26 protein-coding genes and 1 pseudogene are annotated in these 24,752 nt (G+C 67.2%); 17 read left to right on the forward strand and 10 right to left on the reverse strand.

Annotated features, from left to right (window positions below):
• Positions 1-84: 84 nt before the first annotated feature.
• A complete protein-coding gene (locus tag QZL87_RS02325) occupies positions 85-999 on the reverse strand; it encodes an NAD(P)H-binding protein (RefSeq protein ID WP_295323278.1) in 915 nt (304 codons plus the stop codon).
• Positions 1,000-1,117: 118 nt separating this feature from the next.
• The gene (gene proB, locus QZL87_RS02330) at positions 1,118-2,224 is read right to left on the reverse strand and encodes a glutamate 5-kinase (protein WP_295323280.1); all 1,107 of its coding nucleotides are present in this window, start codon (positions 2,222-2,224) and stop codon (positions 1,118-1,120) included.
• Between the two features lie 631 nt (positions 2,225-2,855).
• Here proB and QZL87_RS02335 point away from each other — a divergent pair.
• Positions 2,856-4,019, forward strand: coding sequence for a hypothetical protein (locus tag QZL87_RS02335; RefSeq protein WP_295323282.1), 1,164 nt, complete (start codon positions 2,856-2,858; stop codon positions 4,017-4,019).
• A 6-nt stretch (positions 4,020-4,025) separates the two neighbouring features.
• Here the strand turns inward: QZL87_RS02335 and QZL87_RS02340 are convergent, their stop codons facing one another.
• The 3 genes and pseudogenes from QZL87_RS02340 to QZL87_RS02350 all read right to left on the reverse strand — a co-directional run bounded on the left by QZL87_RS02340 (position 4,026) and on the right by QZL87_RS02350 (position 6,931).
• Positions 4,026-4,796 (reverse strand): MipA/OmpV family protein, encoded by a 771-nt coding sequence (locus QZL87_RS02340; protein WP_295323285.1) that lies wholly within the window; start codon positions 4,794-4,796, stop codon positions 4,026-4,028.
• Between the two features lie 163 nt (positions 4,797-4,959).
• A complete protein-coding gene (gene obgE / locus QZL87_RS02345) occupies positions 4,960-6,000 on the reverse strand; it encodes a GTPase ObgE (RefSeq protein WP_295323287.1) in 1,041 nt (346 codons plus the stop codon).
• A 327-nt stretch (positions 6,001-6,327) separates the two neighbouring features.
• Positions 6,328-6,931 (reverse strand): annotated as a pseudogene (locus tag QZL87_RS02350) (TetR/AcrR family transcriptional regulator).
• Between QZL87_RS02350 and QZL87_RS02355 the strand changes: the two are divergent.
• From QZL87_RS02355 to QZL87_RS02370, 4 genes are all read left to right on the forward strand, one after another.
• Complete coding sequence (locus QZL87_RS02355) at positions 6,857-7,009, forward strand: hypothetical protein (RefSeq protein WP_295327172.1); 153 nt, start codon at positions 6,857-6,859, stop codon at positions 7,007-7,009. The pseudogene QZL87_RS02350 and the gene QZL87_RS02355 overlap by 75 nt on opposite strands.
• 60 nt (positions 7,010-7,069) lie before the next feature.
• Positions 7,070-7,960, forward strand: coding sequence for a metal-dependent hydrolase (locus QZL87_RS02360; protein ID WP_295323290.1), 891 nt, complete (start codon positions 7,070-7,072; stop codon positions 7,958-7,960).
• Positions 7,961-8,200: 240 nt separating this feature from the next.
• Positions 8,201-8,761: a hypothetical protein gene (locus QZL87_RS02365; protein WP_295323293.1), complete on the forward strand. Its 561-nt coding sequence runs from the start codon at positions 8,201-8,203 to the stop codon at positions 8,759-8,761.
• A 31-nt stretch (positions 8,762-8,792) separates the two neighbouring features.
• Complete coding sequence (locus tag QZL87_RS02370) at positions 8,793-9,323, forward strand: GNAT family N-acetyltransferase (protein ID WP_295323296.1); 531 nt, start codon at positions 8,793-8,795, stop codon at positions 9,321-9,323.
• Between the two features lie 65 nt (positions 9,324-9,388).
• Here the strand turns inward: QZL87_RS02370 and QZL87_RS02375 are convergent, their stop codons facing one another.
• Positions 9,389-9,835, reverse strand: coding sequence for an NfeD family protein (locus QZL87_RS02375; RefSeq protein WP_295323298.1), 447 nt, complete (start codon positions 9,833-9,835; stop codon positions 9,389-9,391).
• 1 nt (position 9,836) lies between these two features.
• Positions 9,837-10,751 (reverse strand): SPFH domain-containing protein, encoded by a 915-nt coding sequence (locus tag QZL87_RS02380; RefSeq protein ID WP_295323301.1) that lies wholly within the window; start codon positions 10,749-10,751, stop codon positions 9,837-9,839.
• An 84-nt stretch (positions 10,752-10,835) separates the two neighbouring features.
• Between QZL87_RS02380 and QZL87_RS02385 the strand changes: the two genes are divergently transcribed.
• Entirely contained in the window at positions 10,836-11,660 is an 825-nt protein-coding gene (locus QZL87_RS02385) for a CoA ester lyase (protein WP_295323304.1), read from the forward strand.
• Positions 11,661-11,846: 186 nt separating this feature from the next.
• Entirely contained in the window at positions 11,847-13,355 is a 1,509-nt protein-coding gene (locus tag QZL87_RS02390) for a M28 family peptidase (RefSeq protein WP_295323306.1), read from the forward strand.
• A 110-nt stretch (positions 13,356-13,465) separates the two neighbouring features.
• Here the strand turns inward: QZL87_RS02390 and QZL87_RS02395 are convergent, their stop codons facing one another.
• On the reverse strand, positions 13,466-14,839 hold the full coding sequence (locus QZL87_RS02395) for a class II 3-deoxy-7-phosphoheptulonate synthase (protein WP_295323308.1): 1,374 nt from the start codon (positions 14,837-14,839) through the stop codon (positions 13,466-13,468).
• A gap of 308 nt (positions 14,840-15,147) precedes the next feature.
• On the opposite strand from QZL87_RS02395, the gene QZL87_RS02400 reads away from it, so the two are divergent.
• The 5 genes from QZL87_RS02400 to QZL87_RS02420 all read left to right on the forward strand — a co-directional run bounded on the left by QZL87_RS02400 (position 15,148) and on the right by QZL87_RS02420 (position 19,063).
• Positions 15,148-15,786 carry a cyclic nucleotide-binding domain-containing protein gene (locus QZL87_RS02400; protein WP_295323310.1) on the forward strand — a complete coding sequence of 213 codons (639 nt, stop codon included), beginning with the start codon at positions 15,148-15,150 and terminating at the stop codon, positions 15,784-15,786.
• Between the two features lie 130 nt (positions 15,787-15,916).
• The gene (locus tag QZL87_RS02405; RefSeq protein ID WP_295323311.1) at positions 15,917-16,642 is read left to right on the forward strand and encodes a hypothetical protein; all 726 of its coding nucleotides are present in this window, start codon (positions 15,917-15,919) and stop codon (positions 16,640-16,642) included.
• Between the two features lie 71 nt (positions 16,643-16,713).
• On the forward strand, positions 16,714-17,064 hold the full coding sequence (locus tag QZL87_RS02410; RefSeq protein WP_295323312.1) for an ArsC family reductase: 351 nt from the start codon (positions 16,714-16,716) through the stop codon (positions 17,062-17,064).
• Positions 17,061-18,137: a glycerophosphodiester phosphodiesterase gene (locus QZL87_RS02415; RefSeq protein ID WP_295323314.1), complete on the forward strand. Its 1,077-nt coding sequence runs from the start codon at positions 17,061-17,063 to the stop codon at positions 18,135-18,137. Before QZL87_RS02410 ends, QZL87_RS02415 begins: the two co-directional genes overlap by 4 nt.
• Positions 18,134-19,063: an aldo/keto reductase gene (locus tag QZL87_RS02420; RefSeq protein WP_295323316.1), complete on the forward strand. Its 930-nt coding sequence runs from the start codon at positions 18,134-18,136 to the stop codon at positions 19,061-19,063. The genes QZL87_RS02415 and QZL87_RS02420 overlap by 4 nt, the downstream gene beginning before the upstream one ends.
• A gap of 58 nt (positions 19,064-19,121) precedes the next feature.
• Here the strand turns inward: QZL87_RS02420 and QZL87_RS02425 are convergent, their stop codons facing one another.
• Complete coding sequence (locus QZL87_RS02425) at positions 19,122-19,343, reverse strand: helix-turn-helix transcriptional regulator (protein WP_295323318.1); 222 nt, start codon at positions 19,341-19,343, stop codon at positions 19,122-19,124.
• Complete coding sequence (locus tag QZL87_RS02430) at positions 19,336-19,761, reverse strand: hypothetical protein (RefSeq protein WP_295323320.1); 426 nt, start codon at positions 19,759-19,761, stop codon at positions 19,336-19,338. The genes QZL87_RS02425 and QZL87_RS02430 overlap by 8 nt, the downstream gene beginning before the upstream one ends.
• Positions 19,762-19,887: 126 nt before the next feature.
• Here QZL87_RS02430 and panB point away from each other — a divergent pair, with 126 nt between their 5' ends.
• The 5 genes from panB (at position 19,888) to QZL87_RS02455 (ending at position 24,670) form a co-directional block, all read left to right on the forward strand.
• Positions 19,888-20,751 carry a 3-methyl-2-oxobutanoate hydroxymethyltransferase gene (gene panB, locus QZL87_RS02435; protein WP_295323322.1) on the forward strand — a complete coding sequence of 288 codons (864 nt, stop codon included), beginning with the start codon at positions 19,888-19,890 and terminating at the stop codon, positions 20,749-20,751.
• A 113-nt stretch (positions 20,752-20,864) separates the two neighbouring features.
• Positions 20,865-21,638 (forward strand): tetratricopeptide repeat protein, encoded by a 774-nt coding sequence (locus QZL87_RS02440; RefSeq protein ID WP_295323324.1) that lies wholly within the window; start codon positions 20,865-20,867, stop codon positions 21,636-21,638.
• 16 nt (positions 21,639-21,654) lie between these two features.
• Positions 21,655-22,989 carry a PQQ-binding-like beta-propeller repeat protein gene (locus QZL87_RS02445; RefSeq protein ID WP_295327131.1) on the forward strand — a complete coding sequence of 445 codons (1,335 nt, stop codon included), beginning with the start codon at positions 21,655-21,657 and terminating at the stop codon, positions 22,987-22,989.
• A 48-nt stretch (positions 22,990-23,037) separates the two neighbouring features.
• Positions 23,038-24,456 (forward strand): ribosome biogenesis GTPase Der, encoded by a 1,419-nt coding sequence (der, locus tag QZL87_RS02450; RefSeq protein WP_295323327.1) that lies wholly within the window; start codon positions 23,038-23,040, stop codon positions 24,454-24,456.
• Positions 24,446-24,670: a sulfurtransferase TusA family protein gene (locus tag QZL87_RS02455; RefSeq protein WP_295323330.1), complete on the forward strand. Its 225-nt coding sequence runs from the start codon at positions 24,446-24,448 to the stop codon at positions 24,668-24,670. Before der ends, QZL87_RS02455 begins: the two co-directional genes overlap by 11 nt.
• Positions 24,671-24,752: the final 82 nt, after the last annotated feature.

Raw genomic sequence — 24,752 nt, forward strand, 5'->3', positions numbered from 1 at the left:
GTTCGCTAGTCGCAGCGGGGTGGTGTTGCCGCACCGGCGTCCACCACCCCAACCCCTCCTCTGAAGAGGAGGGGCTTATCTGCCTCACAGCCAGCCCTCGCGGCGATACCAGCGCACCGTTTCGGCGAGCGCCTCGCCGGTGTCCAGTTCGGGGCGCCATAACTCGGCGGGCGGGCATTTGCCTTCGGTCGCAACCCAGTCGGGATGCGCGATATAGCGCGCGCGGTCGGGGGTCAGCTTGGCGCGGCTCCGGCGCACGAGTTTGTCGAGCCTCCCGCCGGCCTTGAGCAGCAGTGCGGGAGTCGCGAGCGTCGAGAGGCGCTGGCGTCCGACGGCGCGCGCGACGGCGCGGGCAAAGCCGCGGTGCGACCAGCCCGCCGGCTTGCCGTCGTCGGGCTCGTAAATCTGGCCGATGCTGACGCTGCGGTCGGCGGCGAGCGTGACGAGCAGCCGCGCGAGCTCGTCGACGTAAATCGCCGACATGCGCCCGTTCGGCACCAGCGCGATGCCGCGCCGCGCCATGCGAAACAGGTCGAGCATTTCGGTATCGCCGGGGCCGAAGACCGCGGGCGGGCGGACGATCGTCCAGTCGAGGCCGCTTTCGATGACGACGGCCTCGGCGCGCTCCTTCGACCAGCCATAGTTGGACAGCGCAGGCTCGCGCGCCGCGAGCGAGGAGACGTGGACGAAGCGCGTGATCCCGGCATTGCGCGCGGCATCGACGACATTCGCGGTTGCGGTCGCATTGCCCGCCTCGAAGGCGGCGCGAGTGGGCACGTTGACGACGCCCGCGATGTGCATGACGACGTCGGCGCCCGTCGCCATCTCGGCGAGGCTCTCGGGCTGGTCGAGCGCGCCCGCGATCCACGTCACGCCTTCGCGTTCGGGCTGCGCGCGGCGGGTGAGGGCGCGGACGTGCCAGCCCGCCGCGACCGCTCGCCGCATCGCGGCACCGCCGACGAAGCCGGTCGCGCCGGTCATCGCGAGGGTGAGGGTCATCTTCCCCCCTCCCCTTCAGGGGAGGGGCAGGGGGTGGGGGCTGTCGAGATAGCGCAAGGCCGATCGCCCCCACCCCAACCCCTCCCCTGAAGGGGAGGGGCTTTGGAAGCCTGGTCGTTCACAGGAGCACCATATGGTCGCGGTGGACCATTGCGCTTCTGGGCGCATAGCCGAGCGCCGCTTCCTGCGCGTCGCGGCCGAGACCGACGATGTTCGCGGCGTCGGCGCCCGGATATTCGGACAGGCCGCGCGCGATGACGCGGCCGTCGGGGCCGGCGATGTCGAGGATGTCGCCGCGCGCGAAGCTGCCGCTGACCGCGGTCACGCCGGCGGCGAGCAGGCTGGCGCCGCCTTGCAGCGCCCTGGCGGCGCCCGCGTCGATCTCGACCCGGCCCTTCGCGGTCAGCCCGCCCGCGAGCCACGCCTTGCGCGCGCTCGCACCGCGCTCGGCGGCGAACAGCGTGTGCCGGGCTTCGGTCGAGAGCGGGCGGTCGATCCGCCCCGATGCGATCGCGAGATGCGCGCCCGCGGCGTTGGCGATGCGCGCCGCCGCGATCTTCGACACCATGCCGCCCGACCCCATACCCGAGGCGGAGCCGCTGTCGGCCATCGCCTCGATCGCGGCATCGATGCGCTCGACGCGCGCGATATGGCTCGCGCCGGGAAGGGCGGGATTCTTGTCATAAAGGCCGTCGATGTCCGACAGCAGGATCACGCCGCCCGCCGCCGCGGCCTGCGCGACGCGCGCGGCGAGGCGGTCGTTGTCGCCGAAGCGGATTTCCTCGGTCGCGACGCTGTCATTCTCGTTGATGACCGGCACGACGCCGAGGCTGAGCAACCGGTCGAGCGTCGCCGCGGCGTTGAGATAGCGGCGGCGATGCTCGAGGTCGTCGAGGGTCACGAGCATCTGCGCCGCGGTCAGTTCCTCGGCGCCGAGCACCTCGGCCCAGACCTGCGACAGCGCGATCTGTCCGGTCGCCGCCGCCGCCTGCGCATCCTCGAGCGTCCCGCGTCCTCCCTTGGCAAGCCCCAGCCGCCGCGCGCCGAGTGCGATCGCGCCCGACGAGACGACCGCGACCTGCTGGCCCGCGCGCGTCCGTTCGCCGATGTCGGCCGCGATCCCGGCAAGCCAGTCGCGCCGGACCGCGCCCGACGGATCGACGAGCAGCGCCGATCCGATCTTGACGATCAGCCGGGGACAGGCGGCGGGCGGAAACAGGCTCATGGCGCCGCCGATAGCGCGCCGCGCGCGTTCCGCCAATGCGAATGTCCGGACGAGGATTCGCGCAATTTTATTCCGAACTTGTCAAACTTGTCATTCCCCTCGGGTATAATGATACCCGTGAGAGGGCCGGCAGCCGGAGAGAGGTGCAGTGCGGCAGGGCGGCGAGCGGGCATGGCGGGGCGAAGCTATGCGTGCGGGATAATGTAGGACAGCGATTTTTTGAGCCCGTGCACGATGGCGGCATTGGGGTGGGAAGCGGACAAACCCAATCGTTCGTCATTCCCGCGAAAGCGGGAACCCAGTCTGGGGTCAGCCTACGCATGCTCTGGGTCCCCGCTTTCGCGGGGATGACGAAGTAAAAGGTGGGCGACGGCTGGTTTCGGTCGAAACCGGTCAAAGCCGTCCTCGCCCAAAAATGAAGCCCGCCGGCAAGCCGGCGGACTTCAAGAGAGCAAGATGGCCTTGGTTCCACCTTCCTCGGGTCGCGGGTCTTTCATGGCCGATTCGCGCCCTTGTTTCGCTACCCACCTGGGTAGGCCGCCCATTTTTTTCATTTTGTCGCATTGCGCTTGCCATCACGGTGCGGCTCGCTTCAAATGCCGGGGCTGCGTATCTTCTTTGGGGGGAAGTCATGCAGGGCGACCAGCGACCGGCCATAGCGACCGATCATGACGCGCAGGCCGAATGGGAGGTGCTCAACGCGCTGATCGGCGAAATCTATGATTCGGTGCTCCATCCCGAAAGCTGGAACGAAACCCTCGCCCGCATCACCGGCGCTCTATGCCCCCTGAACTGGGACGCCGCTTTCATCCTCTGGGAGAGCAGCAATCCGCCGAGCGCGCGCTTCGTCGCCGCGACCGGTCTCGCCGCGGGCATTCAGGAAATCTACACCGCGGTCTATGCCGGCCATCATCCCTGGTCGCGCAAGCTGATGCGCTATGGCAATGGCAGCGTCGTCGACAGTTTCGACATCATGACGCGCGAGGAATTCTATGAAAGCGAGTTTTTCCGCAACTTCCTGAAACCCTATGGGATCGACCGGCTCGTCGCGGTGATGCTCGACCGCCGCGACGGCGACCGGCTCGGACTGATGCTGCCCGGCCCCGGCGACCGCGACGTCGAACGGCTGAAGCGCGGCTTGCGCGTGCTCGCCCCGCATATGCAGCGCGCGATGCGGATCAGCGACCGCATCGCGACGCTCGATCTTGCCGCGGGCGCCGCGCGCGCCGCCGCCGATACCGCGCCCTTCGCGATCTTCAGCCTCGACGATCAGCTGAACATTCTCGCCGCCAACGCCCGCGCCGCGCGCTATGAACGCGCGGGCTTCATCGGCACCGCGCGGGACCGCTTCGCCTTCATCCATCCGCCGAGCCAGAAACAATTGCTTGATCTCGTCAGGAGCCCCGATCCCGCGGGGCTCGCCTTTCAGACCGTCGCGCCGTCGGGCAAGGAATGCCCGGTGCTCGTCGCGCGGGTGACGCGGCAATCGGCGCAGCAGCTCGGCGGCGTCCGCCTCGGCGCCTCGCTGATCGTCACGCTGGGCAGCGCGCCGGGCGAAACCCCGGTGGTCGAGATCGATCGCGTCGCGCAATGGTTCGGCCTGACCCCGGCCGAAGCGCGCCTCGCCGTCGCGCTCGCCGCGGGCGACACGCTGCAGGATTATGCCGCGCTGCGCGCCGTCAGCCTCAACGCGGTGCGCTTTCTGCTGAAGGGCATTTTCCGCAAGACCGGCGCGACGAGCCAGGCGCAGCTCGTCGCGCGGCTCGCACGGCTCCCGGCGCCGGGTGGCGGATAGGGCCGGTCAGCGGCCGCCGAAGGTATAGCTGAGCGCGATGCCCCCCGAGGGCTGGCTGCGCGATCCGAGCTGGCGCGTGATGGGCGAGCCGGCGGCGTCGCCGACGAGCCGGTCATAGCGGCCGTAGACGGCGATGCCCCAATTTCTGCCGAGCATGCGGTGATAGCCCGCGGTGACGCCGACCGACTGGACGCCGCCGCCCGGATCGTAAGCGGGCAGGCCCGACGCGACCGCGGCTGCGGGCGTCACGCCGAAATAGGCGCGGGTATATCTGGCGTCGCCGAGCGTCACGCGCGGGCCGACCGAGAAGAGCCTGTCGTCACCCTGCCGCGCGATATAGTCGGCGCTGATTTCGCCGGTCCAGCCCTTGTGGCCGCTGAGCCCCTTGCGCCCTTCGGCGCGGATGCGGAGCGACGGAGTCAGCGAGACCTGCGCGAAGCCGCCGGCCTCGACCGTGAAGCCGACCTTGGGCAGGTCGGCGCCGATGTCGGACGCCTTGCGCTTGCCGATGAAGCCGAAGGCCGGGCCGAAGGCGAAATCGCCCGCATGGACGAGCGGCGAGCCGAAGCTTTCGTCGGGCGCCTCATATTCGAACGCGCTGTCGCGGGTGCGCGAGACGTCGATATAGGGGCCGACGCTGAACTTGTCCGCGCCCGGCCACGACGGCGATAGCTGGGGGCCGAGGATGATGCGGGTGCGCTTCTCGCCATCCTGCGCCTGCGCCGGGGCGGCGAGCGTGATGAGGAGGAGGGCGGGAAGCCGGTTGCGTGCGGTCATGCGAAATCCTTGTTGTTCCGCATGAAATTCCCTGCGGCGGCGTTTCGTTCCTAGCATCAGGCTCTGAATTTCCGGTCATCCCGGCGAAGGCCGGGATCTCCCCCTATGGTTATGACGCATCGGCGAGATCCCGGCCTTCGCCGGGATGACGGAATAAGCGACATCAAAGCGGCGACCAGTCGCCAGCTTCTTCGCTTTCGTCCTCGCCGGGTTCGGGATGGCCGATCGCTGCGAGCAGCTTGTCGAGCACCGCGGGCACCCCCGCGCCGCTCGCGCCCGACAGCGCCATCACCGGATGGCCGCTTTCGGCCTCGAGCTCGGCCGAGAGCGCGGCGATCAGTTCATCGTCGAGCGTGTCGGTCTTGTTGAGCGCGACGATCACCGGCTTGTCGATCAGGTCGGCGCCATAGGCTTCGAGTTCGTCGCGGACGATGCGATAGCTCGTCGCGACATCCGCGTCGTTCGCATCGACGAGGTGGAGCAGCACGCGGCAGCGTTCGATATGGCCGAGGAAGCGGTCGCCGACGCCGGCTCCCTCTGCGGCGCCCGCGATCAACCCCGGAATATCGGCGATGACGAACTCATGCCCCTTGTGGCTGACGACGCCGAGCTGCGGGCGGAGCGTCGTGAAGGCATAGGCGCCGACCTTGGCCTGCGCATTGGTCACCGCGTTGATGAAGGTCGACTTGCCGGCGTTGGGCAAGCCGACGAGGCCCGCGTCCGCGAGTAGTTTCAGCCGCAGCCACACCCACATTTCCTCGCCCGGCCAGCCCGGACCGTGCTGGCGCGGCGCGCGGTTGGTGCTGGTCTTGTAGCTCGCATTGCCGCGGCCGCCGTCGCCGCCGCGCAGGAAATGGATGCGCTCGCCTTCCTTGGTCAGGTCGGCGAGCAGGCTGCGTTCCTCGTCGTCGGCAAGGATCTGCGTGCCGATCGGGACCTGGATGACGAGGTCGGGGCCGCCCGCGCCGGTGCGGTCGCGGCCCGCGCCCGGGGTGCCGCGCTTCGCCTTGAAATGCTGGGTGTAGCGAAAATCGATCAGCGTGTTGAGGCCCGCGACCGCCTCGAAGACGATGTCGCCGCCCTTGCCGCCGTTGCCGCCGTCGGGGCCGCCATATTCGATATATTTCTCACGCCGGAACGACACGGCGCCGGGGCCGCCGTCGCCGGACTTGATGAAAATCTTGGCTTGGTCGAGGAAGTGCATGGCGGGGCCTTTAGGCGGAACGGCGCGATTTTACTAGCAGGGCATCCACGGGGGAAGGCTATGGAAGGTAGTCGCGATACCGATGGCGGCTTTGGGTTGGTGAACTGCCGATCCCGATCCTCCCTGTGGCGAAGCCACGGGGAGGGGGATAAAAGGAACGCGCGGGGCGCGTTGCTTCCCGCGAGGCGCCGCAGGCGATGGTGGAGGGGCAGCGACGTTGCGTCATAGCCCCTCCGTCAGCGCTTCGCGCTGCCACCTCCCCATCGCTGCGCGACAGGGAGGATCAATGGCAGCTTCCGGTCGGAACCGGCTATTCATCGCCTTGTTTCAGCTCGCGGGCTTCCCGCCATGCTCCGCCCAGAATTTGGCGATGCGGCCGGTGATCAGCTCGGTCGCGAGCACGCGCGAGGTGTCGCGCGGCAGGCCGAGGGCTTCGGCCATCGGGCCGCCGAGCTGCGCGTCGCCCAGCGCCATCAGCACGAGCGCCAGCGTATCCTCGTGCATCAGGCGTTTTTCGTGCGCGTCGGGCGCCATGCCGTCGATCAGGCGGTGGATCGCCTCGACGATCGGGTCGAGCGCGTCGTCGTTGCCCGTCGCCGCCATCCAGGTCGCGAGCGCGCCCGCGCCGCCGCTGTTGAAGGCGTCGAAGGCGAGGTCGACGATCTCGCGCACATTGCGCTCGCCCGGTGCCGATTCGGCCATTTTCCGCCCGATCGTCGCACACACGGTTTCGGCCTGATAGGCGGCGAGCGCCTTTTGCAGCCCGCCGGCACCTGCGCGAAGGCGCGCGGTCCGGCGGCAACGCCTCGAAGCCCAGGATCGCCACTTCGGTCAGCAGGCCGGCGGCGCTGCCGAAATGGTGCAGCGGCTCGGCCTGCGTGCGGTCGATCCGCGCCGCGACGGCCTTCAGCGTCACCGCCGCCGGCCCCATTTCGATCAATATCTGGCGCGCGGCTTCGAGCGCCGCCGACCGGCTTTCCTCGGGACTCAAACGCTTCTTCACTATTGACATATATGTAAGTAAACCCTATTTCCGGCCCCAACAACCCTTTTCGACGGTATGCGCCATATGTCCAGTCTTTCCCGGTCGCCGACCCCCGCCGATCTGTCGATCACCCCGCGCGACATGCGCTTCGGCCGCGACGACCGGCAGGGCCGCTGGTGGCTGAACGGCGATCCGATTGCCTCGGCCTTCCACACCGCGCTGTCGGTGACCTTTCCGCGCGGCGAGGCGATGTTCATCGAGGCGGTGAAGGCGCACCGCGACGGCGTCCCCGAGAAATTGGCGCGCGAAATCCGGGCCTTTACGCAGCAGGAAGTGATCCACAGCCGCGAGCATGTCGTCTTCAACAAGAAGGCGGCGGAGGCGGGTTACGACCTTTCCGAGCTCGAGGACGACGTCAACCAGGTGCTCGACCTGATCAAGACGCGCCCGCAGATCGTCAACCTGATGGCGACGATCGCGCTCGAACATTATACCGCGATGATGGCTGCGGTGATGCTGCGCGACGAGAAAATGTATGCGGGCGCCGAGCCCGAATGGGCCGCCTTATGGAAATGGCACGCGATCGAGGAAATCGAGCATAAGGGCGTCGCCTATGACACCTGGCTGCACGCGACGCGCGACTGGAGCCGGTTCAGGCGCTGGCGTGCCAAGTCGCTGATGATGCTGCTCGTCACCACGCGTTTCTGGCCGAAGCGCGTCAAGGGGATGAAGGCGCTGCTCAAACAGGACGGCCTCACCGGCTGGCGCGTCACGGCGCGCATCTGGTGGTATCTGCTCGGCACGCCCGGCGTGCTGCGCAAGAGCTTCCTGCCCTGGCTTTCCTATTTCATGCCGGGTTTCCACCCGTGGAACCACGACGACCGGTCGCTGATCCTGAAATATGAAAGCGACTATGCCGACGCGATCATGCCGGGACATGCGTCGAAACCTGAACTGGCCGCGGCGGCAGCCTGATCCGCGAAGGGCGAAATATTGTCTGGAATACGGGTAGCAGCCGAAACTAGCCGTCGCCCCCGCGAAGGCGGGGGCCGCTGTCGGTTTACGCGGGCACCGCTGATTAAGGCCGCTGGCGGCCCCCGCCTTCGCGGGGGCGACGGTTATAGGCAACGGCGGCTCACCACCCCAACGTCGCCCTGATGCCGACTGGACGCGGCGGCGCTCCTCCCATATCGCTGATTGTGTGGGGAGGGGACCATGCGACCACATTTGACCGCTGCCGAAGTCGCGCAGATCGAGTTGCAGCTTGCGGGGCTGTCTTCGCTGCTCGAATTCGGCTGCGGTGAGGCCACGCTGGTCGCGGCGCGGCAGGTGCGGCGGATCGTCAGTGTCGATAGCGACCCCGCCCGGCTGCACGCGGTGCAGGGCGAGGTCGCGCGCGAAGCGGTCGAGTTCACCCCGGTCCATATCGACATCGGACCGGTGGGCGAGGGGGGTCATCCTGCCGGCGAAAGCCGCATCCGCGACTGGCCGCGCTATCACACGCATATCTGGCGCGGGCTGGGCGGCAGCCCCGATGCGGTGGCGATCGCCGGGCGCTTTCGCGTCGCCTGCCTGTTGCAGGCGATCATCCACTGCAAGCCCGACTGCGTTTTCCTGTTCCACGATCTCGACGCGCGGCCGCCCTATCGCAAGGTGCTGCGCCATGTGGACGTGCTGACGCGGGTGGGCCGGATCGGCGTGCTGCGGACCCGGCAGCAGGTCGACGGCACGGCGGTGCTGCACGACCTGTTCGACCATTATCTCGACCCCGATTGACCGCTCCGCCGCGCTTCGGCACATCGGGACGATGTTCACTGCACCTCCGGTCATCGAGACCGACCGCCTCCGCCTGCGCCCCGGGCGCCTTGCCGACAAGGACATACATATCGCGATGTGGGCTGACGCGCGCGTCACGCGCTTCATCGGCGGCGAACCGCGCGCGCCCGACGTCAGTTGGGGCAAGTTCCTGAGCTCGGCCGGGCTGTGGCCGGTGATGGGTTTCGGTTACTGGGTGTTCGCCGACCGCGCGAACGACGCGCTGATCGGCATGGGAGGCCTCAGCTATTTCTGCCGCGGAATCCCCGAACTCGAAGGGCGGCCCGAGGCGGGCTGGGCGTTCGACGCCGACCATTGGGGGGCGGGCTATGCGACCGAGGCGATGACCGCGGCGCTCGGCTGGGCCGACGCGAACCTCGATGCCAAGGACGTGCGCTGCATTATCGACCTAGGCAACGAGGCGTCGGAGCGCGTGGCGGCGAAGCTCGGCTTTCGGCGCATCGGCGACAGCGACGCGCTGGGGCATGTGGTGGCGATCCATTCGCGGCCGCGGGGCGGGTAGGCAGGTAGAGTGAAAAGCTGCGTGCTCCCGCCTTCGCGGGGACACATGGTTTTGATTTATCGGTCCTAGGCCAATTCAACCACCAGCACGCCGCCGTCGGCGCTGACGACGCGGACCTTCGCGCCCTCGGCCACGTCGGGCCCGCGCACCGGCCATTCGCCGTCGCCGACCTTGGCGCGGCCGCGGCCGTCCTCGATCGCCTTTGTTACCGTCAGCACCTCGCCGACGAGCCGCCCGCCGCGCTGGTTGAGGTGCGGGTCGGCCGTGGTGATCGGGTTCGCCTTCAGCCAGCGCCGCCCGCCATAGAGCGCGACGAAGGACAGGACAGCGAAGATGCCGAGCTGGAGCGGGACGCTGAGCGGCACGATCCAGGCGATGATGCCGGTGACGATTGCCGCCGCACCGATCCAGATGAGGAAGAAGCCCGGGGCGACGATCTCGGCCGCCGCGAGCAGCACGCCGAGCGATAGCCACGCCCAATGCGGTTCCATATTGGACAGCCAATCGGGCATGTCAGGCTCCCGTCTTGCGGTCGAGTGCATCCTTGGCGAGTTCGCCGATGCCGCCTAGCGTCCCGATCAGCTGCGTCGCCTCGACCGGGAAGAGTATGGTCTTGCTGTTCGGGCTCGTCGCGAACTGGCTCACCGCCTCGACATATTTCTGCGCGATGAAATAGTTGATCGCCTGCGCGTTGCCGCCCGCGATCGCGTCCGACACCATCCGCGTCGCCTTGGCTTCGGCCTCGGCCTCGCGTTCGCGCGCCTCGGCGTCGCGGAAGGCGGCTTCGCGGCGGCCCTCGGCCTCGAGGATCTGGCTCTGCTTCTGGCCCTCGGCGCGCAGGATTTCGGACGCGCGGCTGCCTTCGGCTTCGAGGATGTTCGCGCGCTTTTCGCGCTCGGCCTTCATCTGGCGCGCCATCGCGTTCGAAATGTCGGCGGGCGGACGGATGTCCTTGATCTCGACGCGGGTGATCTTGACCCCCCACGGGGTGGTCGCGTCGTCGACGACGTGGAGCAGTCGCGTGTTGATCTCGTCGCGCTTCGACAAAGTTTCGTCGAGGTCCATCGAGCCCATCACGGTGCGAAGGTTGGTCGTCGTCAGGTTCATGATCGACAGGTAAAGGTCGCTGACCTCATAGGCCGCCTTCGCGGCGTCGAGCACCTGGAAAAAGACGACGCCGTCGACCGCGACCATCGCATTGTCCTTGGTGATGATCTCCTGCCCCGGAATGTCGAGCACCTGCTCCATCATGTTCACTTTTCGGCCCACACGGTCGAAGATCGGCATGATGAAGTTGAGGCCGGGCTGCGCGGTGTGCGTGTAGCGGCCGAAGCGTTCGATCGTATAGGCGAAGCCCTGCCGCACCGGCGTCAGCGCCCAGATCAGGAACACCAGAGCCAGAACCACCAGTGCGAGTGCGAATTCCATCGATCATCCCCTCATTGCAAATTGCGCCTTTGCAAACCCGCTTCCTTATTGCGGCAATGGCGGGGTTGCGCCACAGAAAAGCGCATGACCCCAAGCGACTATTCGGCCGGCTATCCGCCGCGCTCCCTGCTCTATGTTCCCGGATCGAACGCGCGCGCGCTCGAAAAGGCGGGCGGGCTCGCCGCCGACATGCTGATCATCGACCTCGAGGATGCGGTGCCCGGGGACCGCAAGCCCGAGGCGCGCGGGGCGATGCGGGCGGCGGTGACCGCGGGCTTTCCGGGCAAGCGCGTCGCCGTGCGGGTCAATGCGACGGGCAGCGCCGAGCAGGCGGACGACATCGCCGCGCTCGCCGGGCTCGATCTCGGTGCCGTGGTGCTGCCGAAGGTCGATGCGCCGTCCGATCTCGACCCCTTACGCGGCCTCGCCCTGCCGATCCTCGCGATGATCGAGACGCCGGCGGCGATTTATGCGGCGCGCGACATTGCCGCCGATCCGGCGGTGGCGGGGCTGATCGCGGGGCTCAACGATCTGGCGCACGAGCTGAAACTGCCCGATGGCATGGACCGCGGCGCGATGAGCCATGCGATCCAGGCGATCGTGCTTGCGGCGCGCGCGGGCGGCGTGTGGTGCTTCGACGGGGTCTATAATGCGATCGACGATGCTGGGGGTTTTGCGGGAGAGGCGGCGGAAGGGCGGCGGCTCGGCTTCGACGGCAAGACGCTGATCCATCCCTCGCAGGTCGAGCCGTGCAACGCTGCCTTCGCGCCGTCGGAGCGCGAGATCGTCGCCGCTGAGGCCCTGGTCGCGGCGGCGACCGGCGGGGCGCAGCGGCACGAAGGGCGGATGGTCGAGGATATGCACGTCGCCGCGGCAAGGGCGCTGCTCGAGCGGGCGGGGCGGGCTTGAATCTCCCCTCCCGCTTGCGGGAGGGGGCGGGGGTGGGCCAGCGGCGGTGCAGTTGCCCACCCCGCTGCGGCTAGCGAGCAAGCTCGCAAGCCTCGCTGCCCCTCCCGCCTGCGGGAGGGGATCCGTCGTTCGTCGTTCGACGAACTGCCTTGCCGGGGCGCGGCGGAAATGCGATGCGGCGCGTCCATGAAAAATAGCTCTTTCCGCGCCGCGATCGCGGCGGTCGCCCTGCTGTCCTTCACCCCCGCCGTTTCGGCCGCGCCCGCCAAGGGCGATGCTCCGGTCACCGAGGCCGAGCTGGCCGCTCATATCAAGATATTGGCGGACGATGCGTTCGAGGGACGCGCGCCGGGGACCGAGGGCGAGGACCGCACGATCGCCTATGTCGTCGGCGAATGGGCGAAGGCCGGGCTCGAACCCGTGCCGGGCAGCGCGACGCCGTGGGTCCAGCCGGTGCCTTTCGTCGAGACGCAGGCGCTCGGCGGCACCGCGAAGTTCAAGGTGAACGGCCGCGAGATCGTGCCGGGCGATGACGGCATTATCCTGACCGGCCGCGACGCGTCGGTCGCGCTGGCGGACGTGCCCGCGCTTTTCGTCGGCTATGGCGTCGACGGCGCGGGGCAGGTCAATGCCGACGTCAAGGGCAAGCTCGCGATCATGCTGTTCGACAATGCGCCTTTCGGCGACAAGCTGCCCCGCTATCGCGAGCGGCGGCAGATGCTCGCCGATGCGGGCGCGTCGGCGGTGCTGGTGGTTTCCAACGGCGCGGTGCCGTGGCCGGCGCTGCGCGAAAGCGTCGGCGGCAAATATGTGCGCCTGGCGAGCGCGAAGCCGGGCGCGCCGGTGAGCGGCTTCTTCTCGCCCGAAGGCGCCGACGCGCTGCTCAAGGCGGCGGGACAGGATGGCGCCGCGCTGCGCGAGGCCGCCAAGTCGCCCGATTACAAGGGCGCCGCGCTGCCGGTGACCGCGGACTTCACCGCAGAGTCGGCGGTCCGCCCCTTTGCCAGCCACAATATCATCGCCAAGCTGCCCGGCGCGAAACCCGACGGCAAGGCGGTGCTGTTTCTCGGCCATTGGGACCATCTCGGCATCTGCGCGCCCGAGGGCGAGGCCGACCGAATCTGCAACGGCGCGGTCGACAATGCGAGCGGCATCGCGGTGCTGATCGAGATCGCGAAGCGGCTGGGCCAGGGCGTGCGGCCCGACCGCGACATTTATTTCATGGCGACAACGGCGGAGGAAAAGGGCCTGCTCGGCGCGCACTGGTTCGCCGATCATCCGGTGGTGCCGCTGTCCGACATTACCGTCGCGCTCAACGTCGATACGATCGCGATCTCGCCGCGCGGCACGCCGGTGGCGACGATCGGGCGCGGCAAGCCCGCCTATGACGCGATGGTGCGCGAGGAGGCGACGAGGCTCGGCCGCACGCTCGACGAGGATGGCGAGGCCGACGCCTTCATCCAGCGGCAGGACGGCTGGGCGCTCGGCGCGAAGGGCGTGACGTCGCTGATGGTCGGCGGCAGCTTTTCGGACATGAAGCTGCTCGAAGCCTTTTTGGGCAGCGATTATCACCGTCCGGCGGACGCGTTTTCCGACAAGATCCCGCTCGGCGGCGCGGCCGAAGATGCCGATTTGCATGTCGCGCTGGGGCGGGCGTTTGCCGATACGAAGCGGTGGCCGGGGACGGCGGAGTAAAAACGAAGTGTGTCCCTGCGAAGGCGGGGACCCATCACCGGCCCTCTCGGAATTGAACGGCGGGAGATGGGCCCCCGCCTCCGCGGGGGCACACTCAATAATGGTTGGCCTTACGCCGCCTGTTTCGCGCGATCCGCCATTTCCTGATTGAGCATCTCGGCCAGCAGGAAGGCAAGCTCGAGGCTTTGCCCAGCATTCAACCGCGGGTCGCAATGCGTATGATAGCGGTCGGCGAGGTCCATCTGGGTCACGTCCATCGCGCCGCCGGTGCATTCGGTGACGTTCTGGCCGGTCATCTCGATATGGATGCCGCCGCCGTGCGTGCCCTCGGCGCGGTGGACGGCGAAGAAGCCGCGCACCTCCGCGAGGATGCGTTCGAAAGGCCGCGTCTTGTAGCCGGTCGAGGTCTTGATGACATTGCCGTGCATCGGGTCGCACGACCAGACGACGGGGTGGCCCGACTCCTTCACCGCGCGCACCAGCCTGGGCAGATGCGCCTCGATTTTGTCGTGGCCGTAGCGGGTGATCAGCGTCATCCGCCCCGGCACATGGTTCGGGTTCAGCGTGTCGAGCAGGCGCAGCAGCACGTCGGGCTCGAGGCTCGGCCCGCATTTCATACCGACCGGATTGCCGATGCCGCGCAGATATTCGATATGCGCCGACCCCTCGAAGCGGGTGCGGTCGCCGACCCACAGGAAATGGCCCGAGGTGTCGTACCAGCCGCCGGTCAGGCTGTCCTGCCGGGTCAGCGCCTGCTCATAGGGAAGCAGCAGCGCCTCGTGGCTGGTGTAGAAGCTCGTGCCCTTGATCTGCGGCACCGTTTCGGGCGTCACCCCGCACGCTTCCATGAAGGCGAGCGCCTCGGAAATGCGCGCGGCGGTTTCCTGATATTTCTTCGCCCACGGGCTGCGGTCCATGAAATCGTGCGTCCAGGCGTTGACCTGGTGCAGATTGGCATAGCCGCCGTTCGCGAAGGCGCGCAGCAGGTTGAGCGTCGCCGCCGACTGGTTGTACGCCTTGATCATTCGCGCGGGGTCGGGCTCGCGGCCCGCTTCCTCGAACGCGATGTCGTTGATGATGTCGCCGCGATAGCTCGGCAGCGACACGCCATCGACATCTTCCATGTCGGCCGAGCGCGGCTTGGCGAACTGCCCCGCCATCCGGCCGAGCTTCACCACGGGCATTTTCGAGGCAAAGGTCAGGACGACCGCCATCTGGAGCAGCACGCGGAAGGTGTCGCGGATATTGTTCGGATGGAATTCGGCGAAGCTTTCGGCGCAGTCGCCGCCCTGGAGCAGGAACGCCTTGCCCTCGGCAACCTTGCCGAGCTCGGCGGTCAGGTCGCGCGCTTCGCCCGCGAAAACCAGCGGCGGGTAGTTCGCGAGCTCGCGCTCGGCCGCCGCGAGCGCGTCGGCGTCGCGATAAGTGGGAAGCTGCCGGGCCTCGTGCGAGCGCCAGCTATGCGGTTGCCAGTTTTTCGTCATCTGCCTGTCTTTTCGGTTCCAATCCCGCGCCCCATGGCGCGGATGCCCGCCCGAAGCAATGTTTCCGGCATGAGCGATCCTGAAAATTAGCATTATCGTGACATTTGCGCACCTATGCTTTTCTTCAGGGCCAGGAACTGATAGTTTATTACGGACCCTGGAGCGGGCGATGGGCGCGCGTATCCAAGGTTTTTGGCTATCGGTAACGTCAACCACCCAGTGACCGAGACCCCAATGAGCGGGGCGGGTCGGGATGCGAGCGATCGGCTGTGGCGAATTTCGATTCCGCGTGGTTTCTTTACGGGGCCTTGTTGCTCCTTCTCGCGACGAGCTTCGTCGTGCGCATCGACTATGCGCGGATCGGCCTTGCCGCCGCGGCGCTCGTCGCGCTGCCGCTGACGCTGTTTCGCGGGTCGGACCTTGGATACAGCCTGCTCGTGCTCGCGATCCTCGCGGTCAATATCGGCATATTGGCGCGCCTGTGGCTGCGCGGAACGAAGGTGCGCTTTTCGGCCGAGGAAGAGGCGCTGCGCCGTGAGCATTTCACCGGACTGGGGGCGGTGGCGGCGCGCGATCTGATCGACCAGGGGCACTGGATTTCGGCGAAGCGCGGCGAAGTGCTGATCCGCGAGAATCAGGCGGCGCCGAGCCTATTCTATCTGGCCGAGGGGCAGGCGTCGGTGCTGCGCGACGGGGCCGAGGTCGGGAAATTGTCGGGCGGCGCGCTGATCGGCGAAGCGACCGCGCTCGACGGCGCCCATGCGACGGGAACGGTAGTGCTCGGCAGCAACGCCCGGCTATGGTTCGTGCCCGCGGCGGCGCTGCGCGCCTATCTCGCCGCCAATCCGGCGATCGCGGGCGCGCTCCACGAGGGTTTCGCCCGTGCGCTCCGCGGCAAGCTCGCCAGCGCGAACACGCGCATCGCGGACCCGTCGCCGATTTCTTGAGCGCGGCGCTCGAATCTTGTTGAGGTGCGTTGCGTCATCCCTACATGGTGCTTAAACGATCAATCGTATCGCCGAAGTAGTGAGGGGGTCCGTGTATAAAGTCAGTATCTTGGCAGTAGTTGGCGCTTCCGTGCTGGCCGTGCTTTCTAGCGCAGCGCAGGCGCAATCGCGTGCTTTGAATACCGTTTGGTTGATTCAGCCTGCTACAGAGACGCCTGGGGAACGCTCCGTCGGGTATGCTGAATGGGTACTCAAGCAAACCCTCCTGCCCGAAGGTTTGTTCCGCTTGGACGGTGATGCTGGTCCGGCGGGAGGCGCTTCGAAATTTACCGTGGGCACTCAGCTAATTGAGGTGAGGACCGAAGGCGCGATTGTAGCTTGTGATGCAATTGCCCGACGCCAAAAGTTGATCGGAGCGAGCCAATACTGTCTCGTGGATTATGATCGGGACGGAAAATTCGATGGGATGTTTGCCGTGGCAAATATTTCAAAGGGCGGTGGCATGCCAACCATCCAGGGGCAGTATCCCAAAAAAGCGAAGGCAATCGTTCCGGTGGCCTATTCTCGACTGGATCCGGCTGAACTTGCTACCCACTATTTTGTGGGAATCCGCAACGCAGGAAAGGCAGCCCTTTATGACCGGCAAAACTTCCAGATTTGCTACGGAAGCGAAAGCGCGACGGACTGTTTGACGGATTGGGATTATACTTCTGCGTCAGTCTTTCCCGCATCGATCGAACTTCTCGGTGCAAAGCTGACCGCTCTATCCCGCGAAGACGGAAAGGTGCGTGTGAGGATTGACGCCACAATGCCGTCGCAGCCATTCGGCATCATTTCCTCTTACAAAATTCGGTGAAGGTCGAACGCCGGAGCGCAACGTCTTGTACGATTTGACCGGCGCAATGTGTTTTTGAGTTGGAGCGGTGAATGTTGTTAACTGTATTTGGCATCCCTAACTGCGACACGGTGAAGAAGGCGCGGCGCTGGCTCGATGAGCGGGGTGTCGCCTATCGCTTTCACGATGTTCGCAAGGACGGGCTCGACGCGGCGCGGCTGCAGGGCTGGATCGACGCGGTGGGCTGGGAAAAGCTGCTCAACAAGGCGGGGACGACCTTTCGCAAGCTGCCCGAGGCGCAGAAGGAGGGGCTGGATGCCGCCGCGGCGAAGGCGTTGATGCTCGAGCAACCGGCGATGATCCGGCGCCCGGTTGTCGAAGCCGGCGGCGAGATCAGCGTCGGCTTTTCGGCCGCGGATTGGCAGGCGCGGTTTGCGGCATGATCCGATCGGTCGTGGCCGCGGCGGTGCTGATGCTGTTCGCGGGCTGCACGGCTGACGCGGTGACCGCGCAGTCCACCCTCGACGGCCAGCCGCCGATCGTGATCGCGCATCGCGGCGCGTCGGGCGAGCGGCCCGAACATACGCTGGCGAGCTACCGGCTCGCGATCGAACAGGGCGCCGATTTCATCGAGCCCGACCTCGTGCTGACCAAGGACGGCATCCTCGTCGCGCGGCACGAGAATGAGATTTCGGAGACCACCGACGTCGCCGACCATCCCGAGTTCGCGGATCGCAAGACGGAAAAGCGGATCGACGGGCAGACGGTCGCGGGCTGGTTCACCGAGGATTTCACGCTCGCCGAATTGAAGACGCTGCGCGCGCGCGAACGGCTGCCGAGGCTGCGCGGCACCGATTATGACGGCCGGTTCGAAATCCCGACCTTCGAGGAGATTTTGACGCTGCTCGCCGAGGTGAACCGGGGGCCGGGAAAGCCGATCGGGGTTTACCCGGAAACCAAGCATCCGAGTTATTTCGCCTCGATCGGCCTGCCGCACGAAGCGCCTTTGCTCGCGATGCTGGACCGCTTCGGCTATCGCGGCCGCACCGCGCCGGTGTTCATCCAGAGCTTCGAGGTCGGCAATCTGATTGATCTGCGTGCTAAGAGCGACCTGCCGCTGATCCAGCTGATGGACGCGGGCGGCGGGCCCGCCGACCGGCCGGGCACCAGCTATGCCGCCATGGCGTCGCCGTCGGGGCTCAAGATGATCGCCGGCTATGCCGACGGCATCGGGCCGAACAAGGCGATGGTGATCCCGCGTGCCACGCTCGGCCGGCTCGGCAAGCCGACCGCACTGGTGCGCGACGCCCACGCCGCGGGGCTCAAAGTGCATGTCTGGACGTTCCGCCGCGAGAATTACTTTCTGCCGCTCGGCGACAAGGCTAGTATCAATCCCGCGGGGCATGGCGATCTGGCGGGCGAGATCGACGCCTATCTCGCCGCCGGCATCGACGGCTTGTTCAGCGACAACCCGCGCGAGGCGGTGCCCACGGTTAAAAAAGGAGTTTCGCGATGACCGAACGCGCGCTGGGCCAGAGCGGCCTGTCGGTTCGTCCTTTCGTGCTTGGCGGCAACGTCTTTGGCATGACGGCCGACAAGGCCGCGAGCTTCGCCGTTCTCGACCGCTTCGTGGAACGCGGCGGCGGGATGATCGACACCGCCGACGTCTATTCGGCGTGGGTTCCGGGGCACAAGGGCGGCGAGTCCGAAAGCATGATGGGCGCGTGGCTGAAGCAAAGCGGCGCGCGCGACAAGATCCTGATCGCGACCAAGGTCGGCATGATGCCCGGTGGCCTGAAGCCCGATCGCATCCGCGAGGCCGTGCAGGGCTCGCTCGACCGGCTCGGCACCGATGTCATCGACCTTTATTTTGCGCACAAGGACGATCCCGACGTGCCGCTGGACGAGGTGCTCGGCGCCTTTGCCGAGCTGGTCGATGCGGGAATCGTGCGCGCGATCGGCGCGTCCAACTATTCGGCGGAGCGGTTGGCGGAGTCGCTGCGGGTGGCGGACGAAAAGGGCCTGCCGCGTTTCACCGCGATGCAGCCCGAACTCAACCTGCTCGACCGCGACCAGTATGAAGGCGCGCTGCAGGAGCTGTGCATCGCCGAAGGGCTGGGCGTCGTCACCTATTTCAGCCTCGCCTCGGGCTATCTCTCGGGCAAATATCGGGAGGGCGGCGATCTCGGGAAGAGCCCGCGCGGGGCGCGGGTCAAACCCTATCTCGAAGGCCGGGGACCGGCGGTGCTGGCCGTCATGGACGCGATCGCCGCGGAAACGGGCGCGACCTTGTCGCAGATCGCGCTCGCCTGGGTCGCGGCACAGCCGGGCGTGACGGCGCCGATCGCGAGCGCGACGACGGTGGCGCAGCTCGATGAACTGCTCGGTAGCCTTGATCTCCGGCTCAGCGACGAGCAACTCGCGGCCCTCGGCGCGGCCTAAGACCGGGCCGGCGTCACCGGGGAGGGACGCCGGCCCGGGCCCGCGCGGCCGCGCTGTCTCAATTGCCCTCGTCATTCCACTGGAACACGGCTTCGAGCGGCTTGCCGAAGACGTGCGCGATGCGGAAGGCGACTTCGAGCGACGGCGAATATTTGCCCTGCTCGATCGCGGCGATCGTCTGCCGCGTCACGCCGACGCGGTCGCCGAGCTCGCCCTGCGTCATTTCGCCGGCGAGAAAGCGCAGCGTGCGGATGTCGTTGGTGAAGGGCGGCCTAGCCATGCCAGCCTCTCCGGTAGCTCGAAAGGACGACGGCGCTGTTCACGAGCTCGGCGACCACGATTGCGAACAATCCGGTGTTCGCCAGTTCGACCCCGCCGCTGGTGAAGGGCATCACCACCCCGACGAGGATCATACCCGCGAGCAGCAGGTAATAGGCCGCAGCGGCGCCGCGGCGGCGGATCGCGCGATCGCGTTCGTCGGCACGCGCGCGTTCCGATTTCGGCGACCGCAGCGCGAGAATGACCGTGCCGGCAATCACGACGATCGCCTGCGTCGCGGCGATCGACCCGAACAGCCACAGCATCGGGAACAGTTCGCGCCCGGCGGGATGCCCGGCGAGGATGAAACCGAAATAGAGGCTATAGGCGACGATCATGCTGACGAGGGTCAGCCAGGCTGTTTTTTCGCGGAAGGTCATGTCCGGGCTCCATGTCATATGATTCGAACTTTATGTCTAATATTTTTAACACCGAGTCAATGAGAGATAACATGGCGGGTCTTTGCCGCTTTCGCGTTCCCGCTTTAGCCGCTAAGTCCCCGCGCCATGTCCACGCTCCCAAAAACGCTCACCCTCGACACCTCGACGAGCCGCGCCAACCCGACGCCGCAGCCGATGAAGCGCCTGACGGTGCCGCGCATCCGCCAGCGCAAGGGCGGCGAGCCGCTCGTGATGCTGACCGCCTATACGGTGCGGATGGCGCAGCTGCTCGACCCGCATTGCGACATGCTGCTCGTCGGCGATTCGCTCGCGCAGGTGATCTATGGCCTGCCGCACACGGTCGGCGTGACGATGGACATGATGGCGCTGCACGGCGCGGCCGTGGTGCGCGGCAGCTATCATGCCGCGGTGATCGTCGACATGCCCTTCGGCAGCTATGAAGGGAGCCCGCAGCAGGCGTTCGACAATGCCGCACGGCTGCTGAAGGAAACGGGCGCCGCGGCGGTGAAGGTCGAGGGCGGCAAGGTGCTCGCCCCAACGATCGAATTCCTGACCCAGCGCGGCATTCCGGTGATGGGCCATGTCGGGCTGACGCCGCAGGCCGTGAACATCCTCGGGGGCTATGGCGTGCGCGGCAAGAGCGAGGAAGAGGCGCGTTCGATCGTCGAGGACGCCGTCGCCGTCGCGCAGGCCGGCGCCTTTTCGATCGTCATCGAGGGCGTGCTCGAATCGATCGCGATCGAGATCACGAACAAGGTCGCGTGCCCGACGATCGGCATCGGCGCTTCGGCACAGTGCGACGGCCAGGTGCTCGTCACCGACGACATGCTCGGCATGTTCGAACGTGTCCCGAAATTCGTGAAACGCTATCAGGACATGGCGGGCGTCGTCAGCGACGCGGTGAAACATTATGCCGACGAAGTCAGGTCCCGTTCATTCCCCACCGAGGATCAGACCTACGCCGGCTGATGGCGCTGGCTGCGCGCGGGCGATGACCCAAAGTGAAACGCTTGGCCTTTCCCCGTGCCGTCGCTAAGGAAGCGGGCCGGCCCCGCGCCGCTATCGAGTTTATGGAGGATTGATTGGCCCTGAGCCCGACGAATGACGCCGCGCTGTTGCAGGAAGTCGACGAAGCCGTCCGCAAGGACCGGCTCGACACGATCATGCAGCGTTACGGCCGGTGGATCATCGGCGGCGTCCTCGCCGCGCTGCTGGCGTTCGGCGGCTATCTCTTCTGGGATCACCGGCAGGATGTCGCGCGCGGCGAGCAGGCCGAGGAACTGATCGCGGCGTTCGAAAAGCTCGGCACCAATCAGCCGCGCGCCGCGACCACCGAATTGCAGAAGATCGCGGCGGAGGGCGAGCCCGCCTATCGCGCGGTGGCGCAGATGCAGGAAGCGAACATCAAGGCGCAGGCCGGCGACCTCAAGGCGGCCGCCGCGCTGATGGCGAAGGTCGCCGCGGACACGAAGCTCGATCAGGCGCTGCGCGACCTCGCGCTGATCCGCCAGACCGCCTTTGAATATGACACGCTGAAGCCCGAGACGGTGATCGCGCGAATGAAGCCGATGGTCGATGCGAAGGACCCGGCGTCGAGCTGGTTCGCGAGCGCCGCCGAGCTGTCGGCGACGGCGCATTATCAGCTCGGCCAGTTCGATCAGGCCGGCGCGCTCTATGGCCGCATCGCCAAATTGCCCGGCGTGACGCGGTCGCTGCAATCGCGTTCGGTGCAGATGGCCGGCATGCTCGGCGTCGATGCGGTCACCGACCGGGCGGCGGAAAGCGCCGCCGCCGAAAAGAAAGGCAATGCCGCGCCCAAGGCGGCGGCAGCCGCCAAGACTGAGGAAGCCAATTAATATGCGGCGAGATATTATGCGCAGCGCGCGGTACGGACTCTATGCGGCGCTGCTGGCGCTGCCGCTTGCGGGATGCGGCGTGTTCAAGGGCGACGGTCCGCCAAAGACCCCGACGATCGGCGAGCGCGTGTCGATCCTGTCGAACGACAACAGCATCAAGGTCGACCCGGCCACCGCCGCGATCGCGGTCGTGCTGCCCGAGCCGGCGGTGAATGCGGCCTGGGCGCAGTCGGGCGGCAACGCATCGAAATCGATGGGGCATCCGGCGCTGGGCGCGACGCGCGCGAAGCTGTGGGAAGCGAGCGTCGCGGGCAGCACCAACAAGCAGCGCCTCGCCTCTTCGCCGGTGATCGCCGACAACCGGCTGTTCGTCGTCGATACCGATGCCGTCGTGTCGGCCTTCGCCGCCGATACCGGCGCGAAGCTGTGGAGCGTGGCGATCGGCAGCACGGGCAAGGATTTCAAGGACTCTCTGTTCGGCGGCGGTGCGGCGGTCGATGGCAATGTCGTCTATGCGACGAGCGGCGTCGGCGACGTCGCGGCGCTCAACGCTGCCGACGGCTCGGTGATCTGGAAGGTGAAGCCGACCGGACCGCTGCGCGGCGCACCGACGATCGCCTTCGGCGGCGTCTATGTGATCAGCCAGGACAACCAGATTTACGCGCTCAACGCCGCCAACGGCGCGGTGCAGTGGCAGGCGACGGCGTCGACTGAGGCCGGCAGCGTGTTCGGCGCGGCGTCGCCCGCGGCGGGGCAGGGGACGATCGTCGCCGGCTTCTCGTCGGGCGAGGTGCAGGCCTATCGTTACGAGAATGGCCGCGACCTGTGGGAAGACGCGCTCGCGCGCACGTCGATGGCGCTGTCGGTGTCGACGCTCACCGACGTCGATGCCGATCCGGTCATCGACCGCGGCCATGTCTTCGCGCTCGGCCAGGGCGGCCGCATGGCGAGCTATGAACTCGTCACCGGCCAGCGCAGCTGGGAAATCTCGATTGCCGGCATCTCGACCCCCTATGTCGTGGGCGAGTGGGTCTATGCGATGACCGACGACGGCAAGCTGCTGTGCGTCGCGCGTGGCAGCGGCAAGGTGCGCTGGATCCAGCAGCTCGCGCGCTTCCGCGTCGAGACCGAAAAGAAGAAGAAGGACCCGATCCGCTGGACCGGGCCGATTCTCGCGGGTGGCCGGCTGATCGCGGTCAACAGTGAAGGGACGCTGGCCGAATATTCGCCCGCCGACGGGTCGCTGCTCGGCTCGACCGAGTTCAAATCGTCGCTGTCGCAGCCGCCGGTCGTCGCGAACAATATCTTGTACGTCCTCGCGGACGATGGGACGATCACGGCCTGGCGCTGATGCGGCGTCCGGGCCGGGGCGGCCCGGCTGAACACAGGGAATGAACTGATGTCGCGACACGCGACGATTGCCATTGTCGGCCGCCCCAATGTGGGCAAATCGACGCTGTTCAACCGGCTCGTCGGCAAGCGCCTCGCGCTCGTCGATGACCAGCCGGGTGTGACGCGCGACCGGCGCGAGGGCGACGGCAAGCTGCTGGGCCTGGAGGCCGCGCAAATGGTGTGGGCCATTGGCAAGCTGCTGGGCCTGGAATTTCGCATCGTCGATACCGCGGGGTTCGAGGATCAGGACGCGGCGACGCTGCCCGGGCGGATGCGGGTGCAGACCGAAAAGGCGGTGCGCGAGGCCGACGCGGCGCTGTTCCTCATCGACGCGCGCGCGGGCGTCACGCCGCTCGACGAGGAAATCGCGCGCTGGCTGCGCAGCGAGGACACGCCGATCATCCTCTGCGCGAACAAGGCCGAGGGGAAGCAAGGCGAAGCGGGGCTGATGGAGGCCTGGTCGCTCGGTTTCGATACCGTCCTTGCATTGAGCGCCGAGCATGGCGAGGGGCAGGTCGAGCTGTTCGACGCGCTGCGCCCGATCGTCGAGCCTTTCATGGACGCCGAGGCCGATGCGGCGGACGAAGAAGATGAGGATGCGCCGCTCGGGCCGATGAAGCTCGCGATCGTCGGGCGTCCGAACGCGGGCAAGTCGACGCTGATCAACCGGATGATCGGCGAGGACCGGCTGATCACCGGGCCCGAGGCGGGGATCACCCGCGATTCGATCCGCGTCGACTGGCAGTGGGAAAAGGACGGCGAGGTCCACGAGATCCAGCTGTTCGACACGGCGGGGATGCGCAAGCGCGCGAAAGTCATCGACAAGCTGGAGAAATTGTCGGTCGCCGATGCCCTGCACGCGGTCGATTTCGCCGAGGTCGTCGTGCTGCTGCTCGACGCCACGAAAGGCCTCGAGGCGCAGGATCTGCGCATCGCCGACCGGGTGCTCCAGGAAGGCCGCGCGCTGATCGTCGCGCTCAACAAATGGGACATCGCCGAGGATCCGTCGGCGCTGTTCAACGGCGTGCGCACCGCGCTCGACGACGGGCTGAGCCAGGTCAAGGGCGTCCCGGTGCTCAGCATCTCGGGCGCAACGGGCAAGGGCATCGACACGCTGGTGCGCGTCGCGTTCGAGCAGCGCGAAATCTGGACGAACCGGGTATCGACCGCACGGCTCAACCGCTGGTTCGAGGGCGCGGTCGCCGCGAACCCGCCGCCGGCGCCCGGCGGCAAGCGGATCAAGCTGCGCTATATCACGCAGGCACGCACTCGGCCGCCGACCTTCGTCGTGTTCGGCTCGCGCACCGACGCGCTGCCGGGAAGCTATGAACGCTATCTGGTCAACGGCATGCGCAAGGAACTGGGGTTCCAGGGCGTGCCGGTGCGGCTCAACTTCCGCAATTCGCGCAATCCCTATGACGAGTGACGCGTCGCCGGTGGCGGTCGACGCGCGCGGGATGCGCTGCCCCTGGCCCGCGCTGCGCCTCGCCCGCGCGATGCGCGAGGCGCGCGAGGTGCTGCTGATCGCCGACGATCCGCAGGCGGAGCGCGAAGTCGCGGCCTTGGCGGCTGAGCATGGCTGGACGGTCGAGGGCGACGCGGCCGCGCCCGGCGAGGGGCGCTGGCGCGTCCGCCGCTGACCCGAAACGGGGCGGTTGGCGTCGCGGCGCAGCTGTCACCGTAACGTCTTTTTTACCGAAGTTGGGCATGGACAGGCCGGGA

The organism is uncultured Sphingopyxis sp. (assembly GCF_900078365.1).
Classification (GTDB): Bacteria; Pseudomonadota; Alphaproteobacteria; order Sphingomonadales; family Sphingomonadaceae; genus Sphingopyxis.